The organism is Pseudomonas sp. Hz4 (assembly GCF_054898165.1).
This window is the reverse complement of record NZ_CM142719.1, coordinates 345,651-372,399: the sequence shown is the minus strand read 5'-3', so window position 1 is coordinate 372,399 and position 26,749 is coordinate 345,651. Positions and strand designations below refer to the sequence as shown.

At 56.7% G+C, this 26,749-nt stretch carries 15 protein-coding genes, 2 tRNA genes, 4 rRNA genes and 1 pseudogene; 11 read left to right on the top strand and 11 right to left on the bottom strand.

The genetic code is table 11. The features are described 5' to 3' along the window. Positions 1 to 135: 135 nt before the first annotated feature. Positions 136 to 2,082 carry a cyclic di-GMP receptor LapD gene (gene lapD / locus ACYZTR_RS01685; RefSeq protein WP_461975932.1) on the bottom strand — a complete coding sequence of 649 codons (1,947 nt, stop codon included), beginning with the start codon at positions 2,080 to 2,082 and terminating at the stop codon, positions 136 to 138. 14 nt (positions 2,083 to 2,096) lie between these two features. Then, complete coding sequence (lapG, locus tag ACYZTR_RS01680; RefSeq protein ID WP_461975930.1) at positions 2,097 to 2,789, bottom strand: cysteine protease LapG; 693 nt, start codon at positions 2,787 to 2,789, stop codon at positions 2,097 to 2,099. A gap of 234 nt (positions 2,790 to 3,023) precedes the next feature. On the opposite strand from lapG, the gene ACYZTR_RS01675 reads away from it, so the two are divergent. The 5 genes from ACYZTR_RS01675 to ACYZTR_RS01655 all read left to right on the top strand — a co-directional run bounded on the left by ACYZTR_RS01675 (position 3,024) and on the right by ACYZTR_RS01655 (position 10,045). Next, positions 3,024 to 3,734: a GntR family transcriptional regulator gene (locus tag ACYZTR_RS01675; RefSeq protein ID WP_461975928.1), complete on the top strand. Its 711-nt coding sequence runs from the start codon at positions 3,024 to 3,026 to the stop codon at positions 3,732 to 3,734. A 682-nt stretch (positions 3,735 to 4,416) separates the two neighbouring features. Next, positions 4,417 to 5,193, top strand: a complete 777-nt coding sequence (locus tag ACYZTR_RS01670; RefSeq protein WP_461975926.1) for a DUF3050 domain-containing protein — start codon at positions 4,417 to 4,419, stop codon at positions 5,191 to 5,193. Beyond that, a complete protein-coding gene (locus tag ACYZTR_RS01665) occupies positions 5,190 to 6,119 on the top strand; it encodes a diiron oxygenase (RefSeq protein WP_461975924.1) in 930 nt (309 codons plus the stop codon). The genes ACYZTR_RS01670 and ACYZTR_RS01665 overlap by 4 nt, the downstream gene beginning before the upstream one ends. Positions 6,120 to 6,132: 13 nt before the next feature. Next, complete coding sequence (locus ACYZTR_RS01660) at positions 6,133 to 9,546, top strand: non-ribosomal peptide synthetase (RefSeq protein WP_461975923.1); 3,414 nt, start codon at positions 6,133 to 6,135, stop codon at positions 9,544 to 9,546. Between the two features lie 31 nt (positions 9,547 to 9,577). After that, positions 9,578 to 10,045 carry an SRPBCC family protein gene (locus ACYZTR_RS01655; RefSeq protein ID WP_461975921.1) on the top strand — a complete coding sequence of 156 codons (468 nt, stop codon included), beginning with the start codon at positions 9,578 to 9,580 and terminating at the stop codon, positions 10,043 to 10,045. 58 nt (positions 10,046 to 10,103) lie between these two features. On the opposite strand, the gene ACYZTR_RS01650 is transcribed toward ACYZTR_RS01655, so the two are convergent. Continuing rightward, positions 10,104 to 11,984 (bottom strand): methyl-accepting chemotaxis protein, encoded by a 1,881-nt coding sequence (locus ACYZTR_RS01650; protein WP_461975919.1) that lies wholly within the window; start codon positions 11,982 to 11,984, stop codon positions 10,104 to 10,106. A 574-nt stretch (positions 11,985 to 12,558) separates the two neighbouring features. Between ACYZTR_RS01650 and ACYZTR_RS01645 the strand changes: the two genes are divergently transcribed. Together ACYZTR_RS01645 and ACYZTR_RS01640 are read left to right on the top strand one after the other, a co-directional pair. Next, positions 12,559 to 13,008, top strand: coding sequence for a FecR family protein (locus tag ACYZTR_RS01645; RefSeq protein WP_461975917.1), 450 nt, complete (start codon positions 12,559 to 12,561; stop codon positions 13,006 to 13,008). 193 nt (positions 13,009 to 13,201) lie between these two features. Next, a pseudogene (locus ACYZTR_RS01640) lies at positions 13,202 to 13,485 on the top strand (TonB-dependent receptor plug domain-containing protein); the annotation flags it as partial. Positions 13,486 to 13,631: 146 nt separating this feature from the next. Here the strand turns inward: ACYZTR_RS01640 and rrf (ACYZTR_RS01635) are convergent. The 8 genes from rrf (ACYZTR_RS01635) to ACYZTR_RS01600 form a co-directional block, all read right to left on the bottom strand. Then, positions 13,632 to 13,747: ribosomal RNA gene (gene rrf, locus ACYZTR_RS01635) — 5S ribosomal RNA — on the bottom strand. Between the two features lie 106 nt (positions 13,748 to 13,853). Then, positions 13,854 to 13,969, bottom strand: a 5S ribosomal RNA gene (rrf, locus tag ACYZTR_RS01630). Between the two features lie 168 nt (positions 13,970 to 14,137). Then, positions 14,138 to 17,029: ribosomal RNA gene (locus ACYZTR_RS01625) — 23S ribosomal RNA — on the bottom strand. Between the two features lie 250 nt (positions 17,030 to 17,279). Further along, positions 17,280 to 17,355: transfer RNA gene (locus ACYZTR_RS01620), tRNA-Ala, on the bottom strand. Positions 17,356 to 17,385: 30 nt separating this feature from the next. Beyond that, a tRNA-Ile gene (locus ACYZTR_RS01615) sits at positions 17,386 to 17,462 on the bottom strand. Positions 17,463 to 17,623: 161 nt separating this feature from the next. Beyond that, positions 17,624 to 19,162: ribosomal RNA gene (locus ACYZTR_RS01610) — 16S ribosomal RNA — on the bottom strand. Together the 16S, 23S and 5S rRNA genes with 2 tRNA genes alongside form the textbook arrangement of a ribosomal RNA operon. A gap of 641 nt (positions 19,163 to 19,803) precedes the next feature. Continuing rightward, the gene (locus ACYZTR_RS01605) at positions 19,804 to 21,024 is read right to left on the bottom strand and encodes a CaiB/BaiF CoA transferase family protein (RefSeq protein ID WP_461975915.1); all 1,221 of its coding nucleotides are present in this window, start codon (positions 21,022 to 21,024) and stop codon (positions 19,804 to 19,806) included. A 13-nt stretch (positions 21,025 to 21,037) separates the two neighbouring features. Beyond that, the gene (locus ACYZTR_RS01600) at positions 21,038 to 22,219 is read right to left on the bottom strand and encodes an acyl-CoA dehydrogenase (protein WP_461975913.1); all 1,182 of its coding nucleotides are present in this window, start codon (positions 22,217 to 22,219) and stop codon (positions 21,038 to 21,040) included. Positions 22,220 to 22,376: 157 nt separating this feature from the next. Between ACYZTR_RS01600 and ACYZTR_RS01595 the strand changes: the two genes are divergently transcribed. The 4 genes from ACYZTR_RS01595 (at position 22,377) to ACYZTR_RS01580 (ending at position 26,608) form a co-directional block, all read left to right on the top strand. Beyond that, positions 22,377 to 23,276: a LysR family transcriptional regulator gene (locus ACYZTR_RS01595; RefSeq protein ID WP_461979919.1), complete on the top strand. Its 900-nt coding sequence runs from the start codon at positions 22,377 to 22,379 to the stop codon at positions 23,274 to 23,276. A gap of 435 nt (positions 23,277 to 23,711) precedes the next feature. Next, complete coding sequence (locus tag ACYZTR_RS01590; RefSeq protein WP_461975911.1) at positions 23,712 to 24,833, top strand: Re/Si-specific NAD(P)(+) transhydrogenase subunit alpha; 1,122 nt, start codon at positions 23,712 to 23,714, stop codon at positions 24,831 to 24,833. A gap of 15 nt (positions 24,834 to 24,848) precedes the next feature. After that, positions 24,849 to 25,172 carry an NAD(P) transhydrogenase subunit alpha part 2 gene (locus ACYZTR_RS01585; protein ID WP_003187010.1) on the top strand — a complete coding sequence of 108 codons (324 nt, stop codon included), beginning with the start codon at positions 24,849 to 24,851 and terminating at the stop codon, positions 25,170 to 25,172. Beyond that, on the top strand, positions 25,172 to 26,608 hold the full coding sequence (locus tag ACYZTR_RS01580; protein ID WP_461975909.1) for an NAD(P)(+) transhydrogenase (Re/Si-specific) subunit beta: 1,437 nt from the start codon (positions 25,172 to 25,174) through the stop codon (positions 26,606 to 26,608). Before ACYZTR_RS01585 ends, ACYZTR_RS01580 begins: the two co-directional genes overlap by 1 nt. Positions 26,609 to 26,749: the final 141 nt, after the last annotated feature.

The window sequence follows — 26,749 nt, the reverse complement described above, 5'->3', positions numbered from 1 at the left end:
CAGACCACTCTGCGTGGGAATGCCTCAAGGGACGCTCCGCGTTCCGGCCTCACCGCTGATGTTGCGCCTGACACTGTTGTGACGCAGAGCGTCACGGGCTGCATTCCCACGCAGAACGTGGGAACGATCGGTAGGTTAGTGCCAAGGCTTCGGCTCACCAAACAACTGCCCCTGAACCCCATACAACCCCATCTCACGAATCACCATCAACTCCCCTTCCGTCTCGACCCGCTCGGCAATCAACGGCAGATCAATGCTGTGCGCCGCCCGCTGAATCGCCTCGATGAACAATCGCTTGTCACTCTCCTGATCAATCGCCCGGATGTAACTGCCGTCGATCTTCAGGTACGCCAACCCAAGCCGCGCCAGGTTGCCGATCATGCTGAAGCGCCCGCCAAAGCGTTGCAGGCTCAGGGAGAACCCGAGTTCGTGCAGACGTCGCGTCAGTTCTTCCAGCATGGCTTGCTCCGGCAGCTGCTCTTCGCCGATTTCCAGGGTCAATCGCTCCCCGAGATTCGAATGCTGACGCAGGATTTCAAAGACTTTATTCAACGCCTGCGGATCGGCCAGCGTCGCTGAAGACAGATTCAGCGCCAGCGATTCTTCATGGTCGGCCATCTGCTCAAGCACCAGCTCCAACATCAGACGGTCCAACCGCGCGGTCCAGCCAAAACGCTCGAGCCACGGCAGGAAGCGCCCGGCGGGAATGGTTTGACCCTCGTCGTCGATCAGACGCGACAGCACCTTGTAATGCAGCACCAACTGCGTGTCCTGGGCGGCCACCACCGGCTGGAAATACAGCTCGAAACGCTGCTGTTCCAACGCCTGGTCCAGCAAGTTATGCCAGGCATGATGATCATCACCGACGCTAGCCGAGGCGCTGTGATCGAGGCACGCCCAGCTCGGTTCACCCTGGCTTTGCGCCTGAGCCAACGCCTGATCGCCCAGCCCAAGCACGGCTTGCGGCAAGTCACCATAAACAAACGGCGCCAGCCCGATTGAGGCCACCGAGGCGACATCGGTGGCGCCCGTCGCATGCAGACTCGCCAGCGCATTGTCGAGACTCTGCGCCAGTTGCAGCGCTTCTTCGCGCACCAGCCCCGGCGCCAGTACGGCGAACTCGCCGCCGCGAATCCTCGTCACGAGGTTCAGGGTTTCCGGGTATTTGGCACACTCTCGGGACAGCTGCTCACCCACCGCTATCAACAACTGGTCGGTGCGTTGACCGCCCAACCGCTGGTTCAACCCGGCCAGGTCCTTGACCCGCAACAACAGCAGATAACCGGAACTCGCCTGCTCCGGATTGCTCACCCGGGCGTTCAACTGCATTTCGAAATAGCGACGGTTAGCCAAGCCTGTCAGGTTGTCCTGATAGGATTCGACCCGCAGTTTTTCACTACGCACGGCCTGCTCCTGAAACAACGCCTTGAGCTTCTCGACCATCTGATTCATGGCCTGCACCACGCGGCGCAGTTCGGGTGTGCGCGGCAATTCCGGCAGGCTGAGGAATTCGCGGCGAGCGATGGCGTGGGATTGCTTGACCATGTAATCCAGCGGCTTCAGTTGCCGGCGCAACAACAGCGCACCCAGCACCGCACTCACCGCACCGCAGATCAGCAACCAGCCAAGACTGCCCAGCGCGCTCTGCCAGAGTTTGGCCAACGCGAACATCGGATGGCTGACCACCTCGACCCGCGCCGCCTGCTCCCAGCCACGGCTGACGAGGGCATCACCACCGGCCGCTTCCAGCCCGATCATTTTGACAAACCAGTCCGGCACGTTGTTCACCGCTGGAATGCCGCTGCGCTCGACGATGGTCTGATCGGTCTTGAGATCGACCACGCGGATGCTCGCGTAATAACCGCTGTCGAAGATTGAACTGACCAGCAACTCGACCATTGCCGGGTCGTCGATGTTCGGCGTCAGGGACAGCGCCAATGCGGTCGCGGCATCCTGGGCGTGAGAGCGCAACTGGTTGACGTACTGGGTGCGCGAGCTTTCCAGGCTGACCACGAAGCTACCGGTGAAGGCGATCACCAGGAACAGACAGATAGCGATCAACAGCTGTTTGAACAAAGACATCTGAGCGCGTGCTCCTAGTTAGTCGTCTCGACCGGGAAACCTTCGGCCTGCATTTTTTTCAGCACATCCTGCCAACGAGACAGGCGTTTGGTGTCACCGACTTTCTTGTTGCCCTTGGCGCCCGGCAACCACAACCCTTCGGCATTAAAAGAGTAGACCGGCAGCAAATCGGTTCGTTGGCTGGCCGGTTTGATCGCGTCGATCAAGCTGTCGAGTACCAGCGGCATGGCCTCGGCGCTTGAGTAGTAGGTCAACACCATGTGCGCCCGATTCAGGCGTAACGCCTTGACGTACGTGATGCGCAGCTTGTCACTGGAGACGCCGAGATGGCGCAGGCTGAAATACTTGGCGATCGCGTAATCTTCACAATCGCCGGCGCCCTTCCACAGGGCCTCGATGGGCGTTTCCCAATAATCGACCTCATGCCACAGGTCGATGTCTTCCTCATAGCGCATCTGCTTGTTGAAGAATTGGTTGACCACTTTAAGCTGTTCGAGCTCGTTGACCTGCTTTTGCGTAGACAATAAGTGCTGCCAGGCATCAATCCGTTGCTGCCCTTCGCCCAACGGCCCGTACAATGCCTGCGCGCGACGGCTGATCAGCGAAAAATCCCAATCGGCATGCAGCCCGCCCAGCATAACGCCGGCCAGCAGCAACGCGCAGCACAGCCAGCGCAAAGTCCGAGGGATCGCGAAACGTACCGCCAATGCGAGGTATCCAGGTCAGGCAGGTGGGAAAGCGTTTGATGGTGCAGGTTAGTCCGGTAAAAGACAATGGCACGGTGAGATCACTGGTGGCGCGCTAGACTTTGTATGGCAGGTGTCATAAAAAACATCGTGGCCACCTCAGGCTGCGACCTTGTGTACGTTTGACAACCTGTCAGGCAGTCACTAGTGTCCTCTTGGATCCAAATTTATTTCAGTCAAACAGGGTGCGTTGTTGTGACACAGAAGCCCAATCCTCTGAACAGCATCAAGGTCAACGGGCCGATACCGGCTCATCTGGCACGCTCGGTGATCGAAGAAACCCTGCGTTCGGCCATTCTCGACGGTCGCATTCCCTGCGGCACCGCTCTGCGTCAGCAAGATTTGGCCGATCTTTTCGGTGTCAGCCGCATGCCGGTGCGCGAAGCGTTGCGCCAGCTCGAAGCCCAGGCGCTGCTTAACGTAGTCGCCCATAAAGGTGCTGTGGTTGCACCGCTGGTTCAGGGCGATGCCGTGGAAACCTATGCACTGCGGATCCTGCTGGAATCCGAAGCGCTGCGCCTGTCGATTCCACTGCTTGAGAAGGCAGACTTCGAACAGGCTGCCCGTCATGTCGACGACCTGGAAACGGAACACAACTACACCGAGATCGGCCGGCTCAACCGGCTCTTCCACATGTCCCTGTACTGCAAGGCGCCGAACCGTCGGCTGTTGAGGCTGGTGGAAGACGGATTGAACGAAGAGGAGCGCTTTCTGCGCTTCAACCTGGAAGCCATGGGCCTGGGCAAACTGTCCCAGGAAGATCACCGGGCTCTTTTGCAGGCCGCCGAAGACCAGGACGTCGAACGCTCGGTGAAGTTGCTCCAACAACACCTCAACCGGGGCGTCGAGGTCATCACACGCTACCTCAACAGCCCCGAAGCGCTGAACAGAAAAACCTCCCGGTAAAAAACGACGGCAAGCCTGAGCGAGCAGATCGAACTGCTCGTTTTCGCTTGCCGCGACTGCGCTGCGCCCCTCTCCAAAGCCCTGCCCTGGATTTACCCCTCTGAAGATTCATTATCTACCCCGAGTAGATGACGCGTCGGTGATAGCGGCTGCCTTGAATTACGCTCACTCTTGGCCGGCCAACGAATGATGAAGGGGCGACGCATCGCGCGAGCGGAGCAATCCCCGCACCAAGAACCTACGGAAGGAGTCTTGCCACGGGAAAGGAAGAACCGGCGTCGCTCCCCGCCAACTTCCACCCCTCAGATCAATTCAGCGATTCAACTAGAAAGTTGCTTCGAGTGAGGCATTCACTCTTTATTTAAATTCTGACCTTTATCAGTCGGAAGGAGCAACTACGCCAAAATAAAACTTAAAACAAAAGTCTTATTGGAACTTCTCGCGCCGAATAAACATGAACTTTTAATTACTTAAAAAATAACTTGCCTGACACTTTATTCGTGCATTAGTTTCTCTCCGCCACCCTTTTAATACAGGCAGCAAGCCATTATCTGGCAACTTACTTTCACCCACATATATCAATTAACTTGAGGCATTCGCTCGCCAATAGAAAACTTAAACCGTCAGTCACTTATTGATCACAGCACCCTTAACGGCATTCAGATCACTTATAGGCTCACTCATGAAAACGAATAAAGATCGCCTCAATCAGAAGAAAACAGAACTTAGTACGCACCCGATCTTCTCCGAAATTCATTCGCTGCCGGTACTTCAACGCTTCATGGAAACCCATGTATTTGCAGTATGGGATTTCATGTCACTGACCAAACGCCTGCAGCAGGAACTGACCTGCGTTCAGCTGCCCTGGCTGCCACCGCGAGATCCGCAGGCAGCGCGCTTGATCAACGAAATCGTGCTGGGTGAAGAATCCGATGATCGTCCCGCTCAAGGTCACTACAGCCATTTCGAGTTGTACCTGGATGCGATGCGCGAAGTCGGTGCCAGCACGGTCGCGGTCGAGCGTTTCGTGACACTGCAAAAGGAAGGGGTGAGCTACGACGTGGCGCTGCAAAGTGTGGACGTCGACCCGGCCGCCGCCCGGTTCGTGCGCCACACCTTGCACACCGCGCTGCATGCGCCTGGCCATAGCGTTGCGGCGGTGTTCCTGCATGGCCGGGAAAGTGTCATTCCGCAGATGTTCCAGCGGATCCTCGATGATTGGGGCATTGGTCTGGATCAAGCGCCGACCTTTCGCTACTACCTTGAGCGCCACATCGAAGTCGACTCCGAAGACCACGGCCCGGCGGCGGAAAGACTTCTCGCCCGACTGGTCGATGGCGATCCGCAACGCGAAGAGGACGTCTACGCCAGCGCCATCGCTGCCGTGGAAAGCCGCATCGCCCTGTGGGACGGCTTGCGCCTGAGCATGAGCGAACCTGTGCCTGAGGTGAACGCATGAACGCCGCCGACTACCAATCCTTCGCCGATGCCTGGGAAAGCCGCGCGACCATCCGTACCCGCCCCCGGCGCGTGCTGGAGAACGACGACAAGCTGATCTACCCATTGAGCCGCCAACCGTTGGTGTTGAGCGAAACCTTCCTGCGTGAATGCCCGGAGCAGCGCGACTTTGCACTGGTGCAGACGCTCTACAAATTCATCAACGACGTGGTGATTTTCGAAACCGAAATCGTCGACAAGACTGCCCGCAGCATCGCCAAGAATCGCTTCGCCGTGGCCTTCCCGTTCGCCTGCCGCTACGACGCCATGACCGTGGTGGTGGACGAGGATTACCACGCACTCGTGGCGATGGATTTCATGCAACAGACCGTCGCCATGACCGGCATCACACCCATCGACCTGCCGGATGAAATCGAACTCAGCCGAGCCATTCCAGCGGCCGTGGCGCTCGCCCCGGAGCACCTGCGCAGCGCCGTGGAATTGATCTGTGTGGCCATTGCCGAGAACACCGTGACCGGCGACGTCGCGGCGTTCGCCAAGGACGACACGGTCAAGCAGTCAATCAAGGGCCTGATGGCCGACCACTTGCTCGACGAAGGTCGCCACTCCGGGTTCTGGGCGCGGCTGGTGCGCATCTACTGGCACACCGCGAGCGAAGACGACCGTCGATGCATCGCGCACATCCTGCCGATATTCATCGGCCATTACCTGACCAACGACATCCAGAAATCGTTCGACTTCCAGCTGATCGATTCCTTGACGATCAGCGATGCCGCACGCCACGCACTCAAGAGCGAAGTATCGGGGCTGGCCTTCCCGATCAATCGCCATCACCCGCTGGTCGCCAACATCGTGCGGTTTTTCCGCAGCAGTTCGCTGCTCGACTCGCCGTGCGTGCAAGACGCCCTCAGCGATTACCTGGTTTAACGAGGAGCACATCATGAGACGTCTCGACATTCTGCTCATTGGACAAAGCCAGGCCCTGACCGACCTGGCGCTGGAACTTGAACAACACGGTCATTCTCTGGTACGCCTGACTGCCGTCGACAAGCAACCGCTGGGTAACGCTGATTTGCTGATCGACGACGCCAGCCTGCCTGTTCAAGACGGCGATGCGCCGCGACTGACGCTGCAACTGGGTGTCGGTGAGCCTGGAGTTTCTGGCCTGCCGCCGCTGGACTTGCTGTGCACGTACGGTTCGACGCTGTTCACTCGCGTGTCGATCACTGACGAACCTTCGGGTAACGGCCAGGCATTGCGCCTGCGGGCAGCGGAGGAACTGGTCAATCACGTGGCGCTGCTGGTCAGCCGTTACTCTCGCGATGCCGACTATTTTCTGCTGGTCGACTCTGCGGCTCCCGCTCACTTCGAGCACGTGGAAAACCTGCTTTATTTGGAGAGCCTCGCGTTTTTCCATCGGCTCAATATCACGGCTGCACCCGCGCTGCTGAAGCTCAGCCAAATACCGCTGATTGAACGCCTTGAGCAGCGCTTGATCCAGTGTGCCGAACGACCCGCGCTGAACATTGCCGGCACGTCCCTGAGCTATCGGCATTTGCACGCCCACAGCCGTGCGATCCAGCAGCGATTGCTGCCGTTGCTCGCTCGGCATCAAGGGCCGTTGGTGGTCGGGATCTGCCTGCCAAAATGCAGCGCGCTGTATGCGGGAATTCTGGCGATTCTCGGCAGCGGCGCGGTGTATTTGCCGCTGGAGCCGAGCCATCCCCTGCAACGCCAGCAGTACATCCTGGAAAACGCCGGGGCCGTGTTGCTGCTGCATGACGGTGAGCATCCGCTCGCTGCGCAAATGCCGGGACTCGATATCAGCCGCATCGACATCGATGACCTGGACCTCGATCAACCCTTGATGCGTCAACGACCCGATCTAGGCGCGCCGTGCATGGCGCTCTATACCTCGGGCACCACCGGACATCCAAAAGGCGTGTTGCTCAGCCAGGCCAACCTCACCCATTTCACCGCGTGGTACGCCGACTACGTGCAGCTGACCGAGCAGAGTCGGGTGCTGCAATTTTCGTCATTAAGTTTCGACTCGTCGCTGATCGATATTTTCCCGACCCTGCTCCAGGGCGCCGAACTGATCGTGCCCGGCGACGATCAACGTCGCGATCCGTTGCAACTGGTCGAACTGATCCGCCATCAGCATCTGAGCCACGCCTTTTTGCCGCCGGCGTTGTTGAGCATCCTGCCGCTGGATCAATTGCAATGCCTCGATCACGTGATGACTGGCGGCGATGTCTGCGAACCCTATGTCATCGAGCAGCTTACCCGCCAAGGCAACCTCTACAACCTCTACGGCCCTACCGAAGCGACGGTGTTGATTACCGCGCGGCAACTGCGCCCCGGCGACAACAACCGCACCCTCGGCGCGCCAATCGCCAACAGTCAGGTGCTGATTCTCGATGAGGACTTTCAACCGGTGGCCGAACAGACGGTCGGTGAGCTGTACATCGTCGGGCCAGGCGTGTGCCTGGGTTACCTGAACAATCCGCAGCAGACCGCCGAACGTTATCTGAACCTGAGCCTGCCGAATGACCGGAGCCTGCGCGCCTACCGCTCCGGCGACATGGCGAAGTGGACCAGCGACGGCATCGAGCTCTGCGGGCGGCGCGACAATCAGGTGAAGATTCGCGGCTTTCGGGTCGAGCCGGAAGAGATCGAACGCTGCTTGCGCGACAGTCAGCTGTACCGCCAGGTGGCGGTGGTCATCGACAGCCATCGACGGATTCTGGCCTTCCTCGCCCAGCCTCAGGAGGATCAACCCGGCACCGCTCGCGATGCGTTGAAAGCCCACTCGATGCAGTTTCTGCCGGATTACATGCAGCCCACCGCCTGGACTGAACTGGCGAGCATGCCGTTCGCCAGCAACGGCAAAGTCGACCGCAAGGCGTTGCTGGCGATGCCCGTGAATGTCTCCGAAAACACTTTGCGGCGCTTGCCCGCCAGTGCCGATGAGGCGCTGTTGTTGGAGATCTGGGCTGAGCTGCTGGAGCTGCCGGCCAGCGATATTTCTACCGACGAAAGTTTCTTCAACCTGGGCGGCCACTCGATCCTGCTCTCGCGCATGCTTTTGCGTTTGCGGGAAGCGTTCGGTCGCAGCATCTCGATCAACCGCTTCATCGAATTGCCGACCATTGTCAAGTTGGCGACCTTGGTGCGTGGCTCCGGCACCGAAGAAGTGCTGAGCGAGCAGGCCATGGCCGATGCCTTCCGCGAACTGGATATCCAGCCGTTGCCAGTCAATCGCATGGGTGATGTGCACAAGGTGATCGTTACCGGCGCCAACAGCTTTGTCGGCGTGCACATCGTCGAAGCATTGCTGGCCTGGGGCGCCAGCGAAGTCGCCTGCCTGGTACGCGATGGCGGTGGGCAATCGGCGGCCGAGCGTTTTGCCCATGCGTTGCGAGAAAACCGCCTGGACCACCTGGACCTGAGCCGAGTGCGGGTTTACGCGGCGGACATTACTCGTCCGTTATTGGGGCTCGAAGCGGATATTTACGAGCGACTGGATCGGCAATTCGGCGCGTTGGTGCACAACGCCGCCAACGTCAATCACGTACTCGATTACGAGTCGCTGGCGCGGGATAACGTCGAGCCGATTTTCGAGTGCCTTCGGTTGTGTGAAGGGCGCAGCAAAAAGATCTTCAATTTCGTCTCCACGCTCTCGGCCTCCAGCACGATTGCCGCCGATGGCCGGGTGCTGGAATTGCCCGCCGCGCAGACCCCGCCGATCTACATCAAGAACGGCTACAACCTGTCCAAATGGGTCGGTGAGCGGATCCTCGAACGCGCTCGCGAGCGTGGCGTACGGGTCAATCTTTATCGCCCCGGCAACATCAGTTTCAACAGCCTCACGGGTGTCTGCCAGCCTCACAAGAATCGCTTGATGCTGATGCTCAAAGGCTCGATCCAGCTCGGCCAGGTGCCGGAGTTCACGCTGAATTTCGACCTGATGCCGGTCGACTTTCTGGCCCGCTTCATCGCCTTCCATGCCAGCCGTTATTCACCCGAAAAGGCGGTGTTCAACCTGCACAACCCCGAGCCTCTGAGCTGGGACTGCTACGTCGCGTCATTTCGTGAGGCCGGTCGGGAGTTTTCCATGGTCAGCGTCGCCGACTGGCAGCAGCAATTGGGCCGGGTCGACAGCGACAACGCGTTGTTCGGCGTGCTCGGTTTCTACCTCAACGGTTTCGAGGAAGACATCGGCGACATCTCGATGATCGGCCACGACAACGCCCAGGCCGGCGTCCGGCAGATGGGCGCGCACTACCCGGAAAAGTCCCCGGCGCTGCTGCGTCGCGGCTGCGACTACCTCAAAGAAATCAACTTCATCTGATTCAACCCAACCCCAAGAATGGAGCAAGACCATGAGCACTCTGCAACCCGATACCCTGATCAAAAATCCTCAAGGCTGCCACGTGGTGTCCTCGGTGGAAGTGCCGGCCGACGCCGAGAAAGTCTGGGCAGTGGTCGGTAACTTTGCCGGCTTCGATCAATTCATTCCGGCGCTGTCGCACATCGAAATGACCGGCGAAGGCGTGTCGTCCCTGCGCAAGAAATTCTTCAAGGACGGCAACCTGGTGGTCGAGCAGCTCAACTCGCGGGATGACAAAGCGCTGAACATGACGTGGACCACGATTTACAACACCTTGGGCGTGGCCAATTTGTGGGCGGCAATGAGTGTTGAACCGCTGGATGCGGGTAAGTCGCGGGCGACCTGGACCATCATCGCCGAACCCGCACAGGGCGGTGCAGAGGCGTTGCCGGGGTTCAAGGATTTCGTCCAGGGCTTTGCCGATGACGCGATGAACAATGTGCTGAAACTGTTTGCGTAAGGCATAAGAAAGCCCGCTGCGGATCATTCCACAGCGGGCTCTTTTTTACATCGTTTGATCAGATTTTGAAGCTATCAACCAACTGCTTCAACCGGTTCGCCTGCAACGACAACGCATCACAATCCTTCAACGTTTCATTGAGGTTGGCCACGCTCTGCTGGTTCAGCAGGTTGATCTGGTTAACGTCGACGTTGAGGGTTTCCACGACCGCCGTCTGCTCTTCGGTCGCCGCGGCCACCGACTGGTTCATACCGTCGATTTCGCCGATGCGCTGGGTCACGCTGACCAGACGCAAACCGGCCTGATTCGCCACTTCAACGCTCTGCTCGCTGGAGGCCTGACTGGCGTTCATGGTTGTCACTGCTTCGCGAGAGCCGATCTGCAGCGAGGTGATCATCTTGTGGATCTCCTCCGCCGATTCCTGGGTACGGTGAGCGAGGTTACGCACCTCGTCCGCTACCACCGCAAAACCACGACCGGCTTCACCGGCACGGGCCGCTTCGATGGCCGCGTTGAGCGCGAGCAAGTTGGTCTGTTGGGAGATGCCTTTGATCACATCCAGAATGTGCCCGATGTTGTCGGTGCTGGCGTTCAGGGTTTCGATCTGAGTGCAGGACAGGCTGATTTTCTGCGACAACTCGGTCATCGCCAGAATGGTTTTCTCCACCACCTGACGACCGTCATCGGCCTGCTCGCTCGCACCGCTGGCGTGCTGGGAAGCATCGGCGGCGTTGCGGGCGATTTCCTGAGTGGCGGCGCCCAATTGATTAATCGCCGCGGCGACGCTGTTGGTGCGGGCGCTTTGCTCGTCGGAGCCGACGATCGAGGCGTTGGACGAGGCCATCACCCGTTGCGACAGGTCGTGAACCTGACGGGTTGCCGACGACACTTCGGAAATCGACGCGTGAATTCGCTCCACGAACTGGTTGAACGAACCGCCTAGCGCACCGAACTCGTCTTTGCTTTCCACGGCCAGGCGACGGGTCAGGTCGCCTTCGCCCTGAGCGATGTCCTGCATCGCACGGCCCATGGTGATCAGCGGACGCATCAGCACGTTGATCAGCAGGCTCAACAGCACCGCAATGGCCGTCACGGCGACGAACATAGCGATCAGCGCAGAAGTGCGGAATTGGCTGAGTGGCGCGTAGGCCTTGTCCTTGTCGATTGACAGACCGATGTACCACTCGGCATTGGGCAGACCACTGACCGGAGTAAACGAAAGGATACGGTCCTGCTTGTTCAGGCTGACTTCCTGATTGCCCTTCTCGATGCGCACGCCGGCGTTCGGGTAGATGTCCTTCAGGTTTTTCATCACCTGGTCTTTGTCCGGACTGACGATCACCTGACCGTCGGCGCTGACCAGGAACGCGTGGCCGATGCCACCGAAGTCCACCGAGTTGATGATCTTCACCAGTGTTTCCAGACTCAGGTCACCACCGACCACGCCGAGCAACTCGCCGTTCTTTTTCACCGGCAGGGCGATGGTCACCACCAGGCCACCGACGGCAGCCATGTAAGGCGGAGTCAGCATGGTTTTGTCGGCAGCCACCGCTTGTTTGTACCAGGGACGCTGACGCGGATCGTAACCGTCAGGCATCTTCGCGTCCGGGCGCTGAGTGAACACGCCGTTGGCCTGGCCCACGTAGGTGAACTGGAAGTTCGAGGTGAGGGCCGGTTGATCGACCAGCGCCCGGAGGTCGGCATTGGCGCCTTGATGTGCAACGTTCTGCGCGAGGTTTTCCAACACCAGCACGCGACCGCTCATCCAGTTCTGCACGCTGCTAGCGGTCAGGTCACCGGCCTGCTGGACGCTCGATTCAAGGTTTTGACGGATGGTATTTCGCTGCAGATAGTCGTTGTACAAAGTGAACAACGCAAAGGCCAGCACCACAACGCCGGAAGCGGCCAGCAGGATTTTATGACTGAATTTGAGATTCATTTCATGCGACTTCTTATGCAAAAAGTGGGGATGCGTTCAGGGTTGCAGCATTCCATGTAACAGCGCAGGCAGTGCTCTGGGGCCGCTCTACGTTGGTGCACGCATGTCTCATCAGTCTGTCGGCACAAACCGGAAAAATCTTAGGCGCTTGTAGGAAATGATCGGCATTCCTGTCAGATACCCGCCAAAACGGCGTGCCAGAGCGCCTGATCAGCCTTTTTTGTAAGAACGGTTACTCGTACGGCAGTTGCAAATTAGCCAACCCTTGATGACAATCCGACAAATTATCATTTGTGACGTTCGGGCTTTCGCGTTCATGTTCTCACCTGAGTTTGCAGTACAGGCGCTTTATCGAAGCCATCACGGTTGACTGAATACGTGGCCGACGCGCTTTCTCACTGCTACGTGCTGCGGTATGAAACGTGATGTCTGTGGATAACTCGTCGTTGAGTCGGAGCGGTGAGCTGCATCAGCAGGTGGTCAAACAAGCCATCCATTGACTGCTGCGCCTGCGTAACAACTCGGCTAATTCCAGGCTACGTCGACGGCATACGACTGGAACTCAACACCGCCAATGCAGCAGCGGCCGATCAATCTGACTCGCGGCGAGATCATCGTGACGTGCGGTGGGATCGACGAAGGATCTTCGTTTGACCGACCGCTGCGGGTGCACAGTCGTCACGGTGTGTATGAAGGCGTTGGGGCACGTTTCATCCTGCGTCAGGAGAACGACGGCACGCGACCCAGTGTTACCGCTGGTTGGGTCGTCATCCATTCGCCGCTTGCCGCCGATGGCATACTGACCCAGGTGCAGGCGGGGCAGAGCTATCTGATCGATCACCACCAGGCGAGTTTGGCGCCGCCTCTGGACATGGATGTCGGTGCCTGGGCTGACGATTTGCGGCTGTCCGGTGTTTTCCGTCTGGAGAACACCGACACATTGCTGGCCATCCTGCCGCAAACCCTGCCGGTGCAACTGCGTTATCGCACTCGTTGGTGGGTGACACTGGAGCGACAGGCCTGAATTATTTTTGGTGGGTTTTCCGGGCAAGTCCGGCTAAGTCAGTAAGCACTTCAATTCTGACCTCAGCGACTTCCTACGAAAACCTACAATGACTGCGCGCGCCATCAGAAAGAACCCTCTTCATTTCATCGCCGATTCAGCCGTACGCGCTGCGCTGTTTTCTACTGCGCTGAGTGTCAGCGTGTTGCCGACCCTGGGCAGCATGGATGGCTACAACGCGACGCATAGCCAGATCGCCACCAAGATCAGTGCCGCGCTGCTGGAAACCCCGCGAAGTGCGTCTGCGGTGACCCATGAGCAAATGGACAATCAAGGTTCGCAAACGGTGTCCCAGGCCATGCGTTACACCCCCCGGCGTGCTGACCGGCCCGTATGGCGCAATCCACCGCTATGACTATGTGGCGTTACGCGGCTTCAACGCCGGTTCGGTATCTGGACGGCTTGAAGTCGATGGGTGACAGCGGCACCTATAGCACCACTAGCCAGCACCTGATTCCAGGGGCTGGCTTTGGCGTCTCTGCGGGAACATTCCACTGGTTTGGCAATGGCGTCACTGAGCGTTTAGCGAGCCCATAATGACAAAACCCCTGTCTGCGTTAGCAGAAAGGGGTTTAGGAATTCAATCTTGACGATGACCTACTCTCACATGGGGAAACCCCACACTACCATCGGCGATGCATCGTTTCACTGCTGAGTTCGGGATGGGATCAGGTGGTTCCAATGCTCTATGGTCGTCAAGAAATTCTGTGACCAGCCCGTTACAGCGTAACGTGCCAGCAAAATTGGTGACTTATACTAAAACAAAACCCCTACCTGCATACGCAGATAGGGGTTTCGGAATTTAATCTTGACGATGACCTACTCTCACATGGGGAAACCCCACACTACCATCGGCGATGCATCGTTTCACTGCTGAGTTCGGGATGGGATCAGGTGGTTCCAATGCTCTATGGTCGTCAAGAAATTCGGTAGCCAGGTCGTGGGCCTTTGCAGGTTCACGCTCCAGCGAATGGGTAAGTGATAGATTTGTGTGTTGCATTGCGAATTTTCGACTGTGTCGTCTTCACACACCGCAATCTGGTGCTCTTTCGCTTTTCAGCTCGAAGCCTGCAAATTGCTTGGGTGTTATATGGTCAAGCCTCACGGGCAATTAGTATTGGTTAGCTCAACGCCTCACAGCGCTTACACACCCAACCTATCAACGTCGTAGTCTTCGACGGCCCTTCAGGGGACTCAAGGTCCCAGTGAGATCTCATCTTGAGGCTAGTTTCCCGCTTAGATGCTTTCAGCGGTTATCTATTCCGAACATAGCTACCCGGCAATGCCACTGGCGTGACAACCGGAACACCAGAGGTTCGTCCACTCCGGTCCTCTCGTACTAGGAGCAGCCCCTCTCAAATCTCAAACGTCCACGGCAGATAGGGACCGAACTGTCTCACGACGTTCTAAACCCAGCTCGCGTACCACTTTAAATGGCGAACAGCCATACCCTTGGGACCGGCTTCAGCCCCAGGATGTGATGAGCCGACATCGAGGTGCCAAACACCGCCGTCGATATGAACTCTTGGGCGGTATCAGCCTGTTATCCCCGGAGTACCTTTTATCCGTTGAGCGATGGCCCTTCCATACAGAACCACCGGATCACTAAGACCTACTTTCGTACCTGCTCGACGTGTCTGTCTCGCAGTCAAGCGCGCTTTTGCCTTTATACTCTACGACCGATTTCCGACCGGTCTGAGCGCACCTTCGTACTCCTCCGTTACTCTTTAGGAGGAGACCGCCCCAGTCAAACTACCCACCATACACTGTCCTCGATCCGGATAACGGACCTGAGTTAGAACCTCAAAGTTGCCAGGGTGGTATTTCAAGGTTGGCTCCACGCGAACTGGCGTCCACGCTTCAAAGCCTCCCACCTATCCTACACAAGCAAATTCAAAGTCCAGTGCAAAGCTATAGTAAAGGTTCACGGGGTCTTTCCGTCTAGCCGCGGATACACTGCATCTTCACAGCGATTTCAATTTCACTGAGTCTCGGGTGGAGACAGCGCCGCCATCGTTACGCCATTCGTGCAGGTCGGAACTTACCCGACAAGGAATTTCGCTACCTTAGGACCGTTATAGTTACGGCCGCCGTTTACCGGGGCTTCGATCAAGAGCTTCGCGTTAGCTAACCCCATCAATTAACCTTCCGGCACCGGGCAGGCGTCACACCCTATACGTCCACTTTCGTGTTTGCAGAGTGCTGTGTTTTTAATAAACAGTCGCAGCGGCCTGGTATCTTCGACCGGCATGGGCTTACGCAGTAAATGCTTCACCCTCACCGGCGCACCTTCTCCCGAAGTTACGGTGCCATTTTGCCTAGTTCCTTCACCCGAGTTCTCTCAAGCGCCTTGGTATTCTCTACCCAACCACCTGTGTCGGTTTGGGGTACGGTTCCTGGTTACCTGAAGCTTAGAAGCTTTTCTTGGAAGCATGGCATCAACCACTTCGTCACCCAAAGGGTAACTCGTCATCAGCTCTCGGCCTTAAGATCCCGGATTTACCTAAGATCTCAGCCTACCACCTTAAACTTGGACAACCAACGCCAAGCTGGCCTAGCCTTCTCCGTCCCTCCATCGCAATAACCAGAAGTACAGGAATATTAACCTGTTTTCCATCGACTACGCTTTTCAGCCTCGCCTTAGGGACCGACTAACCCTGCGTCGATTAACGTTGCGCAGGAAACCTTGGTCTTTCGGCGTGGGTGTTTTTCACACCCATTGTCGTTACTCATGTCAGCATTCGCACTTCTGATACCTCCAGCAAGCTTCTCAACTCACCTTCACAGGCTTACAGAACGCTCCTCTACCGCATCACCTAAGTGATACCCGTAGCTTCGGTGTATGGTTTGAGCCCCGTTACATCTTCCGCGCAGGCCGACTCGACTAGTGAGCTATTACGCTTTCTTTAAAGGGTGGCTGCTTCTAAGCCAACCTCCTAGCTGTCTAAGCCTTCCCACATCGTTTCCCACTTAACCATAACTTTGGGACCTTAGCTGACGGTCTGGGTTGTTTCCCTTTTCACGACGGACGTTAGCACCCGCCGTGTGTCTCCCATGCTCGGCACTTGTAGGTATTCGGAGTTTGCATCGGTTTGGTAAGTCGGGATGACCCCCTAGCCGAAACAGTGCTCTACCCCCTACAGTGATACATGAGGCGCTACCTAAATAGCTTTCGAGGAGAACCAGCTATCTCCGAGCTTGATTAGCCTTTCACTCCGATCCACAGGTCATCCGCTAACTTTTCAACGGTAGTCGGTTCGGTCCTCCAGTTAGTGTTACCCAACCTTCAACCTGCCCATGGATAGATCGCCCGGTTTCGGGTCTATTCCCAGCGACTAGACGCCCTATTAAGACTCGCTTTCGCTACGCCTCCCCTATTCGGTTAAGCTCGCCACTGAAAATAAGTCGCTGACCCATTATACAAAAGGTACGCAGTCACCCAACAAAGTGGGCTCCCACTGCTTGTACGCATACGGTTTCAGGATCTATTTCACTCCCCTCTCCGGGGTTCTTTTCGCCTTTCCCTCACGGTACTAGTTCACTATCGGTCAGTCAGTAGTATTTAGCCTTGGAGGATGGTCCCCCCATATTCAGACAAAGTTTCTCGTGCTCCGTCCTACTCGATTTCATGACTAAGAGATTTTCGCGTACAGGGCTATCACCCACTATGGCCGTACTTTCCAGAACGTTCCGCTAATCTCAAAGCCACTTAAGGGCTAGTCCCCGTTCGCTCGCCACTACTAAGGGAATCTCGGTTGATTTCTTTTCCTCAGGGTACTTAGATGTTTCAGTTCCCCTGGTTCGCCTCTTAAGCCTATGTATTCAGCTTAAGATAACCATCTTATGATGGCTGGGTTCCCCCATTCAGACATCTCCGGATCAAAGTCTGTTTGCCGACTCCCCGAAGCTTTTCGCAGGCTACCACGTCTTTCATCGCCTCTGACTGCCAAGGCATCCACCGTATGCGCTTCTTCACTTGACCATATAACCCCAAGCAATCTGGTTATACTGTGAAGACGACATTCGCCGAAAATTCGCATTCTTACTCATTAAGAGCAACTCACAAATTTTACCTTAGCCTGTAACAACACCAGTGAAAGTGTTGCCCAGTCTATCTTTCTATCACATACCCAAATTTTTAAAGAACGATCTAGCCAAAGACTAGAAATCAACATTCACCATCGTCACGATGGAATGCTCATTTCTAAGCTTTCAACAACAGAAGCAGTTAGTGGTGGAGCCAAACGGGATCGAACCGTTGACCTCCTGCGTGCAAGGCAGGCGCTCTCCCAGCTGAGCTATGGCCCCGTATTTCTACAGGCGTTTCCCACACAAAATTGGTGGGTCTGGGCAGATTCGAACTGCCGACCTCACCCTTATCAGGGGTGCGCTCTAACCAACTGAGCTACAGACCCAATTTCGAGCTATAAGGCCGACCTCACCCCGCTCTCTACCACCGAGCATCGGGTGCGCTCTAACCAACCAAGCTACAACCCCTTAGGGCTGCTTCTTATCGTCTTCTTCAATGAATCAAGCAATTCGTGTGGGAACTTATGGAGCAGCTGATGTCGTCGATTAAGGAGGTGATCCAGCCGCAGGTTCCCCTACGGCTACCTTGTTACGACTTCACCCCAGTCATGAATCACACCGTGGTAACCGTCCTCCCGAAGGTTAGACTAGCTACTTCTGGTGCAACCCACTCCCATGGTGTGACGGGCGGTGTGTACAAGGCCCGGGAACGTATTCACCGCGACATTCTGATTCGCGATTACTAGCGATTCCGACTTCACGCAGTCGAGTTGCAGACTGCGATCCGGACTACGATCGGTTTTCTGGGATTAGCTCCACCTCGCGGCTTGGCAACCCTCTGTACCGACCATTGTAGCACGTGTGTAGCCCAGGCCGTAAGGGCCATGATGACTTGACGTCATCCCCACCTTCCTCCGGTTTGTCACCGGCAGTCTCCTTAGAGTGCCCACCATGACGTGCTGGTAACTAAGGACAAGGGTTGCGCTCGTTACGGGACTTAACCCAACATCTCACGACACGAGCTGACGACAGCCATGCAGCACCTGTCTCAATGTTCCCGAAGGCACTCCGCTATCTCTAGCAGATTCATTGGATGTCAAGGCCTGGTAAGGTTCTTCGCGTTGCTTCGAATTAAACCACATGCTCCACCGCTTGTGCGGGCCCCCGTCAATTCATTTGAGTTTTAACCTTGCGGCCGTACTCCCCAGGCGGTCAACTTAATGCGTTAGCTGCGCCACTAAGAGCTCAAGGCTCCCAACGGCTAGTTGACATCGTTTACGGCGTGGACTACCAGGGTATCTAATCCTGTTTGCTCCCCACGCTTTCGCACCTCAGTGTCAGTATCAGTCCAGGTGGTCGCCTTCGCCACTGGTGTTCCTTCCTATATCTACGCATTTCACCGCTACACAGGAAATTCCACCACCCTCTACCATACTCTAGCTCGACAGTTTTGAATGCAGTTCCCAGGTTGAGCCCGGGGATTTCACATCCAACTTAACGAACCACCTACGCGCGCTTTACGCCCAGTAATTCCGATTAACGCTTGCACCCTCTGTATTACCGCGGCTGCTGGCACAGAGTTAGCCGGTGCTTATTCTGTCGGTAACGTCAAAACACTTACGTATTAGGTAAATGCCCTTCCTCCCAACTTAAAGTGCTTTACAATCCGAAGACCTTCTTCACACACGCGGCATGGCTGGATCAGGCTTTCGCCCATTGTCCAATATTCCCCACTGCTGCCTCCCGTAGGAGTCTGGACCGTGTCTCAGTTCCAGTGTGACTGATCATCCTCTCAGACCAGTTACGGATCGTCGCCTTGGTGAGCCATTACCTCACCAACTAGCTAATCCGACCTAGGCTCATCTGATAGCGCAAGGCCCGAAGGTCCCCTGCTTTCTCCCGTAGGACGTATGCGGTATTAGCGTCCGTTTCCGAGCGTTATCCCCCACTACCAGGCAGATTCCTAGGCATTACTCACCCGTCCGCCGCTCGCCACCAGGTACAAGTACCCGTGCTGCCGCTCGACTTGCATGTGTTAGGCCTGCCGCCAGCGTTCAATCTGAGCCATGATCAAACTCTTCAGTTCAAACATCTTTGGGTTTTTAAGAAACCCTAAACTTGGCTCAGCAATCGTTGGTTACATCTTTGATTTCTCGCGGAGTAACTTGTGATGCTGATAATCTTGTTGACTATCAGTCTGACCCCACAAGCACCCACACGAATTGCTTGATTCAGTTGTTAAAGAGCGGCTGGTTAAGATCTTTCGTCTCAACCGAGGCGCGCATTCTACAGCAGCGCCTGTTACTGTCAAGCGGTTATTTTAAGAAGTTTTCAAAGTTTCCTCTGCAACTTCAACCACTTGCGCTTTCGATCTCTCGTTAGCGGGAGGCGAATTCTACAGCGTTACTCGCTGCTGTCAACACCTCTTTTACACCGCTTTCGACCGAGAAGATCGAACCGTTAAAAGAGCCAAACAACCCCGCTCTTTCAACTCCTTCTGGGCTTCGATGAACTGAAGCAACTCGCTGTCGAAAACTGCGCAACTCATTGTTTACCAAGGAGTTTTCCGTTTCGACTGCGCCGGAAGTGGGCGAATTATAGACTTCCAGAATCTGACGTCAACCCTTAATTGCGCTTTTCTATCAATCACTTGTAGAAAGATGGAAACCAGCCCGTTCCCCTCTATATAGGAGAGCAAATTCACTCCCCTCTATATAGAAGGGATTCTCAGAGTACCCCAGCCTCTTTGAAAGCCGCCACGGTCCCAGCATCCAGACCCAGCACTCGCTGCAGAACCTCCAATGTGTGCTCACCCAATAAAGGAGGCGCATTGCGGTATTCCACAGGCGTTTCGGACAGGCGAATCGGACTCGCCACCTGCGGCACCATCCCTGCCAGCACATGAGGCAACTCAATTGCCAACCCACGCGCCTTAACCTGCGGATCGGCAAACACCTGAGCCAGATCATTGATTGGGCCGCACGGCACGCCTGCTTGCTCCAGCTGCAGCACCCACTCTGCAGTCGTCTTGAACACCGTCGCCTGGCGGATGAGCGGAATCAATACCGCACGATTCGCCACCCGCAACTTATTGGTCGCAAAGCGTGGATCATCCGCCCACTGCGGCTGACCTGCCACTTCAGCAAATTTGCGAAACTGCCCGTCATTACCCACGGTAAGGATGAAGTCTCCATCCGCCGTAGGAAAGTCCTGATAAGGCACAATATTCGGATGAGCATTACCCAGGCGCTGCGGAGCATTACCTGTAGTCAGGTAATTCATTGCCTGGTTAGCCAGACAGGCCACCTGAACATCCAGCAGCGCCATATCAATATGCTGACCGCCGCCGTCATGATCCCGATGAGCCAGTGCCGCCAGGATAGCCACCGTCGAGTAGAGACCGGTCAAGATGTCCGTCAGCGCCACGCCGACTTTTACCGGGCCAGCACCTTCGTCGCCTTCGGGACGCCCAGTCAGGCTCATCAGACCGCCAAGCCCCTGGATCATGAAGTCATAACCCGCGCGCTTGGCGTAAGGGCCCGTCTGGCCAAACCCGGTAATCGAGCAATAGATCAGATTCGGATTGATCGCCTTTAGCGACTCGTAGTCCAGCCCATAAGCCGCCAGACCACCCACCTTAAAGTTCTCGATGAGGATGTCCGACTTGGCCGCCAACTCACGCACCAGCTTTTGCCCCTCAGGGCGCGTGAAGTCGATGGTGACCGATTGCTTGTTACGATTGGTCGACAAGTAATAAGCGGCTTCGCTGGTGTTCTCGCCATAGGCGTCTTTAAGGAAGGGAGGCCCCCAGGCGCGCGTGTCATCGCCATTGCCCGGCCGCTCGACCTTGATCACCTCGGCGCCGAGGTCAGCAAGAATCTGTCCGGCCCAGGGCCCCGCCAGCACCCGCGATAAATCCAGTACCCGTAAATGCGAAAGCGCGCCCATGGCTTTTCTCCTATTAATAGAACGCCTGGATGCCAGTCTGCGCACGACCGAGGATCAGTGCGTGCACGTCATGCGTACCCTCATAGGTATTCACTACTTCCAGGTTGACCAAATGGCGAGCAACACCGAACTCATCGGAAATACCGTTACCACCCAGCATGTCGCGCGCCATGCGAGCAATGTCTAGGGACTTGCCGCAGGAATTGCGCTTCATCATCGAAGTGATCTCGACCGCCGCAGTACCTTCATCTTTCATACGACCCAGACGCAGGCAGCCTTGCAACGCCATGGTGATCTCGGTTTGCATGTCGGCCAGCTTCTTCTGGATCAGCTGAGTGGCGGCCAGTGGGCGTCCGAACTGCTGACGATCCAGGGTGTACTGGCGAGCGGTGTGCCAGCAGAACTCGGCAGCACCCAGCGCGCCCCAGGAAATGCCATAACGTGCCGAGTTGAGGCACGTAAAAGGACCTTTCAAACCACGGACATCCGGGAAGATGTTCTCTTCAGGGACAAACACGTTGTCCATGACGATCTCGCCGGTGATGGATGCACGCAGACCAACCTTGCCGTGAATCACAGGAGCACTCAGGCCTTTCCAGCCCTTCTCCAGAACGAAGCCACGGATGTCACCAGCGTCGTCCTTACCCCAGACCACGAACACGTCGGCAATCGGGCTGTTGGTGATCCACATCTTGTTGCCGGTCAGGCTGTAGCCGCCTTCTACTTTGCGTGCACGAGTAATCATCGCGCCCGGGTCGGAACCGTGGTTAGGTTCGGTCAGACCGAAGCAGCCAATCCATTCGCCTGAGGCCAGTTTCGGCAGATACTTCTGTTTCTGGGCCTCGGTACCAAATTCATTGATCGGCACCATGACCAGCGAAGACTGCACACTCATCATCGAGCGATAGCCGGAGTCGACACGCTCGACTTCACGGGCGATCAGGCCGTAGCTGACGTAGTTCAGGCCACTGCCACCATACTGCTCGGGGATGGTCGCGCCCAGCAGGCCAACCTCACCCATCTCGCGGAAGATCGCCGGGTCGGTCTTTTCATGGCGGAAAGCTTCGAGAACACGCGGCGCGAGCTTCTGCTGGGCGAATTGCTCAGCGGTGTCGCGGATCATGCGTTCTTCTTCGGTGAGCTGTTGATCCAACAGCAGGGGATCGATCCAGTTGAAGCTAGCTTTGCCGCCCATGAGTGTGTCCTCTCGAATCGGGTCAAATAACGTGGACTGATCCTAGGCCGGGTTTGGCGTCACGGCAAACGAGGATTTTGCATACTGTTGTGCTAACTTCTCACTCCGTAACATTGCAAATTAGCTTATATGCGATGTATTAGTGAGGTTGAAGTACATGCGCAGGAAAATCCCCAGCACAACTGCCCTGATCAGCTTTGAAGCGGCAGCTCGCCACGAAAGCTTTACCAAGGCTGCCCAGGAGCTTTCGCTCACTCAGGGCGCAATTTGCCGACAGATCGCCAGTCTTGAGGAGTTTCTCAGCGTAGAACTGTTCCGACGCTCGCGACGCGGGGTCAAGCTGACGGAGGCCGGCCTTTCCTACAGCCGACGGGTAGCCACTCAACTGGATGCGGTTGAGCGGGACACGTTGTCCGTGATGGGCCAGCAAGGCGCCAACGTGATCGAGCTAGCGGTAGTTCCGACCTTCGGCACTCAATGGCTGCTGCCACGGCTCAAGGACTTCCAGCAAAAGCACCCGGAAGTGACGGTCAACCTTACCAACCGAACACGCCCTTTCCTGTTTGCCGACACCGACTTCGATGCAGCGATCTATTTTGGCGACGCGGACTGGTCGGGTACCGAATCCCACAGGCTGATGGGTGAAAATCCGATGCCCGTGTGCAGCCCTGACTTACTGGGAAAAAAGACCAATCTGACCCCCAGTGAAATCGCCGAATTGCCCCTGCTGCAGCAGACCACCCGCCCTTATGCCTGGCGCCAGTGGTTCAACTCTCAGAACCTAAATATCCCGCGAGACATGACAGGTCCGCGCTACGAGCTATTCTCCATGCTCGCCCAAGCGGCCATGCACGATATGGGAATAGCACTGATTCCACCGTTCCTGATTCAACGCGAACTGGCCGAGAAGCGCTTGGTCATTGCTAACGCCCAGGCGCTATCAAGCATCAAGGCGTATTACCTGATGATTCCTGAACGAAAGGTGGAATCAGCCTCTTTAAGGGCATTTCGCGATTGGCTGGTCAATCAGGCACAGAGCTACAGCCTAGAAGGATAAAGGCTCAGCTCAATTAGCTGACCCCGTAGTCAGTAAAATAAAAGCCCTACAGATATAAGTATTTGTCGCATATTCGAAGACTGTACCGGCAGCAGTACAAACGTCCTAAAAGTGCCTGAGTACGTGGCCTTGAGCCTCTGTTGGGAAGCAATAACGACTCATTCATCTGACCGATGCGCAAATTCTTCAATTTTTTACAAAAACCCTTACAAGGCACGGCCTGCAAGGGATTGAACCGGTTAGTTGCGACATTCGGTCACGGGGTGACTTGTAGTTAATTTTCCGTCACCCGTCATAATCCCTTGAAGGGCACTAAGTTCGCCTGCAAAATGCCGCGCCCCGCCCTGATTTGGCGGGATCGTGCTGATCGGCCGCCCCAGCTGCACCATCCGAAGTGCTTGGGTTTACTCAATAAGATCACGCAGGAGATTTGACGTGCACATTGGTGTTCCTCTCGAAACCCAGACGGGTGAAACACGGGTTGCTGCAACCCCGGAAACCATCAAAAAGTTGATCGGCCAGGGTCATAAGGTCACTGTGCAAAGCGGCGCTGGCGTTAACGCCAGCGTTGTCGACAGTGCTTATGAAGCGGCAGGCGCAACTATTGGCAGCGCCAACGATGCGTTTGGTGCCGAGCTGATTCTCAAGGTGGTCGCCCCTAGCGACAGCGAACTGACGCTGATAAAAAGCGGCACCGTTGTGGTGGGCATGCTCAATCCGTTCAGCAATGAAACCATTGCCAAGCTGGCTGAGTGCGGCATTACCGCTTTTGCACTGGAGGCCGCGCCGCGCACCTCTCGGGCTCAGAGCCTGGATGTGCTGTCCTCCCAGGCCAACATCGCCGGTTATAAAGCCGTGTTGCTGGCTGCTCACCACTATCCTCGCTTCATGCCGATGTTGATGACCGCTGCGGGTACCGTGAAAGCAGCGCGCGTGCTGATTCTCGGCGCGGGTGTGGCCGGTTTGCAGGCGATCGCAACGGCGAAACGTCTGGGTGCAGTGATCGAAGCGTCTGACGTGCGTCCTGCGGTAAAAGAGCAGATCGAATCCCTCGGCGCCAAGTTCGTCGACGTGCCTTATGAGACCGATGAAGAGCGCGAATGCGCGGTCGGTGTCGGCGGTTACGCGCGACCAATGCCCGCGAGCTGGATGCAACGTCAGGCCCTGGCCGTGCACGAGCGCGCCAAGCAGGCTGACATTGTCATCACCACCGCACTGATCCCGGGCCGCAAGGCACCGACGCTGTTGAGCGCGGAGACCGTGGCGCAGATGAAGCCGGGCTCGGTGGTCATCGACCTCGCGGCAGCCCAGGGTGGTAACTGCCCGCTGACCGTGGCTGACCAGGTCGTCGTCGAGAATGGCGTGACCATTTGCGGCCCGACCAACCTGGCCGGCGCCGTCGCGGCAGACGCTTCGGCCCTGTACGCGCGCAACCTGCTGGACTTCCTGAAGCTGGTTTTCAACAAAGAAGGCCAGTTCGAGATCAACCTCGAAGACGACATCGTCGCCGCGTGCCTGATGTGCCGCGACGGCCAAGTCATCCGCAAAAACGCCTAAGCAGGGATTCAGACGATGGAAGAGCTTATCTCCCCCGGTATCTACAACCTGATCATCTTCGTGCTGGCGATTTATGTCGGTTATCACGTGGTCTGGAACGTTACACCTGCACTGCACACGCCACTGATGGCGGTGACTAACGCGATCTCGGCGATCGTCATCGTCGGCGCCATGCTGGCCGCAGCTTTGACCGTGACGCCACTGGGCAAAACCATGGGCACCTTGGCCGTGGCTCTGGCGGCAGTGAACGTGTTTGGTGGCTTCCTGGTTACCCGCAGGATGCTTGAGATGTTCAAGAAAAAAGCCCCGAAAGCGGTAAAAGAAGAGGCGCCTAAGTAATGAGCATGAATCTTGTAACGACGCTCTACTTGATCGCGTCGATCTGCTTCATCCAGGCCCTCAAAGGCCTGTCGCACCCGACTACGTCGCGGCGCGGCAACGTGTACGGCATGCTCGGCATGGCGCTGGCGATCCTCACCACCGTCGGCCTCATCTATAAGCTGGGCACTGAGCTCGCGACTGCCGGCATCGGCTACGTCATCGTCGGCCTGCTGGTTGGCGGCACAGCCGGTTCGATCATGGCCAAGCGCGTTGAAATGACCAAGATGCCGGAACTGGTCGCTTTCATGCATAGCATGATCGGTATGGCCGCGGTGTTCATTGCCATTGCTGCGGTCGTTGAGCCGCAATCGCTGGGCATCGTCAAGCAACTGGGTGATGCGATTCCTGCCGGTAACCGCCTGGAGCTGTTCCTCGGTGCCGCTATCGGTGCAATCACGTTCTCCGGTTCGGTGATCGCGTTCGGTAAGCTGTCGGGCAAGTACAAGTTCCGTCTGTTCCAGGGCGCACCGGTACAGTTCGGTGGCCAGCACAAGCTGAACCTGGCGCTGGGTCTGGCAACTCTGGCGCTCGGTATCACCTTCATGCTGACCGGCAACCTCAGTGCTTTCGCGCTGATGCTGGCTCTGGCTTTCGTGCTGGGTGTGCTGATCATCATCCCGATCGGCGGCGCGGACATGCCGGTGGTTGTCTCGATGCTCAACAGCTACTCCGGCTGGGCAGCGGCGGGTATCGGCTTCTCGCTGAACAACTCGATGCTGATCATTGCCGGTTCGCTGGTGGGCTCGTCCGGTGCGATCCTCTCGTACATCATGTGCAAGGCGATGAACCGTTCGTTCTTCAACGTATTGCTCGGCGGTTTCGGCAACACGGTAGATGCAACTGGCCCGGCAGGCTCGAAAGAGGCCCGTCCGGTGAAATCCGGTTCAGCTGACGATGCGACCTTCCTGCTGACCAACGCCGACACCGTGATCATCGTTCCGGGTTATGGCCTGGCGGTGGCACGCGCCCAACACTCACTGATGGAACTGGCGGAGAAGCTGACTCACCGGGGAGTCACCGTGAAGTTTGCGATCCACCCGGTCGCCGGTCGGATGCCAGGGCACATGAACGTCCTGCTGGCCGAAGCCGAAGTGCCTTACGAGCAAGTGTTCGAGATGGATGACATCAACTCCGAGTTCGGCCAGGCCGACGTGGTGCTTGTGCTCGGCGCCAACGACGTGGTCAACCCGGCGGCGAAGAACGATCCGAAATCGCCGATTGCCGGCATGCCGATCCTCGAGGCTTATAAAGCCAAGACCGTGATCGTCAACAAGCGCTCGATGGCCAGCGGCTATGCCGGCCTGGACAACGAACTGTTCTACCTGGACAAAACCATGATGGTCTTCGGCGACGCCAAGAAAGTTATCGAAGACATGGTCAAAGCCATCGAGTAAATCCTGCGCAAGCAGCAATACCCAAAACCCCGGCCTTTAGTAGGCTGGGGTTTTTTTATTCCCCGTGAAACCCGACCAAAGGCTCTAAATCAGGCCTCTGCATTCGACCATGGTAGCGGGACGGATTTTTTTCAAATCACT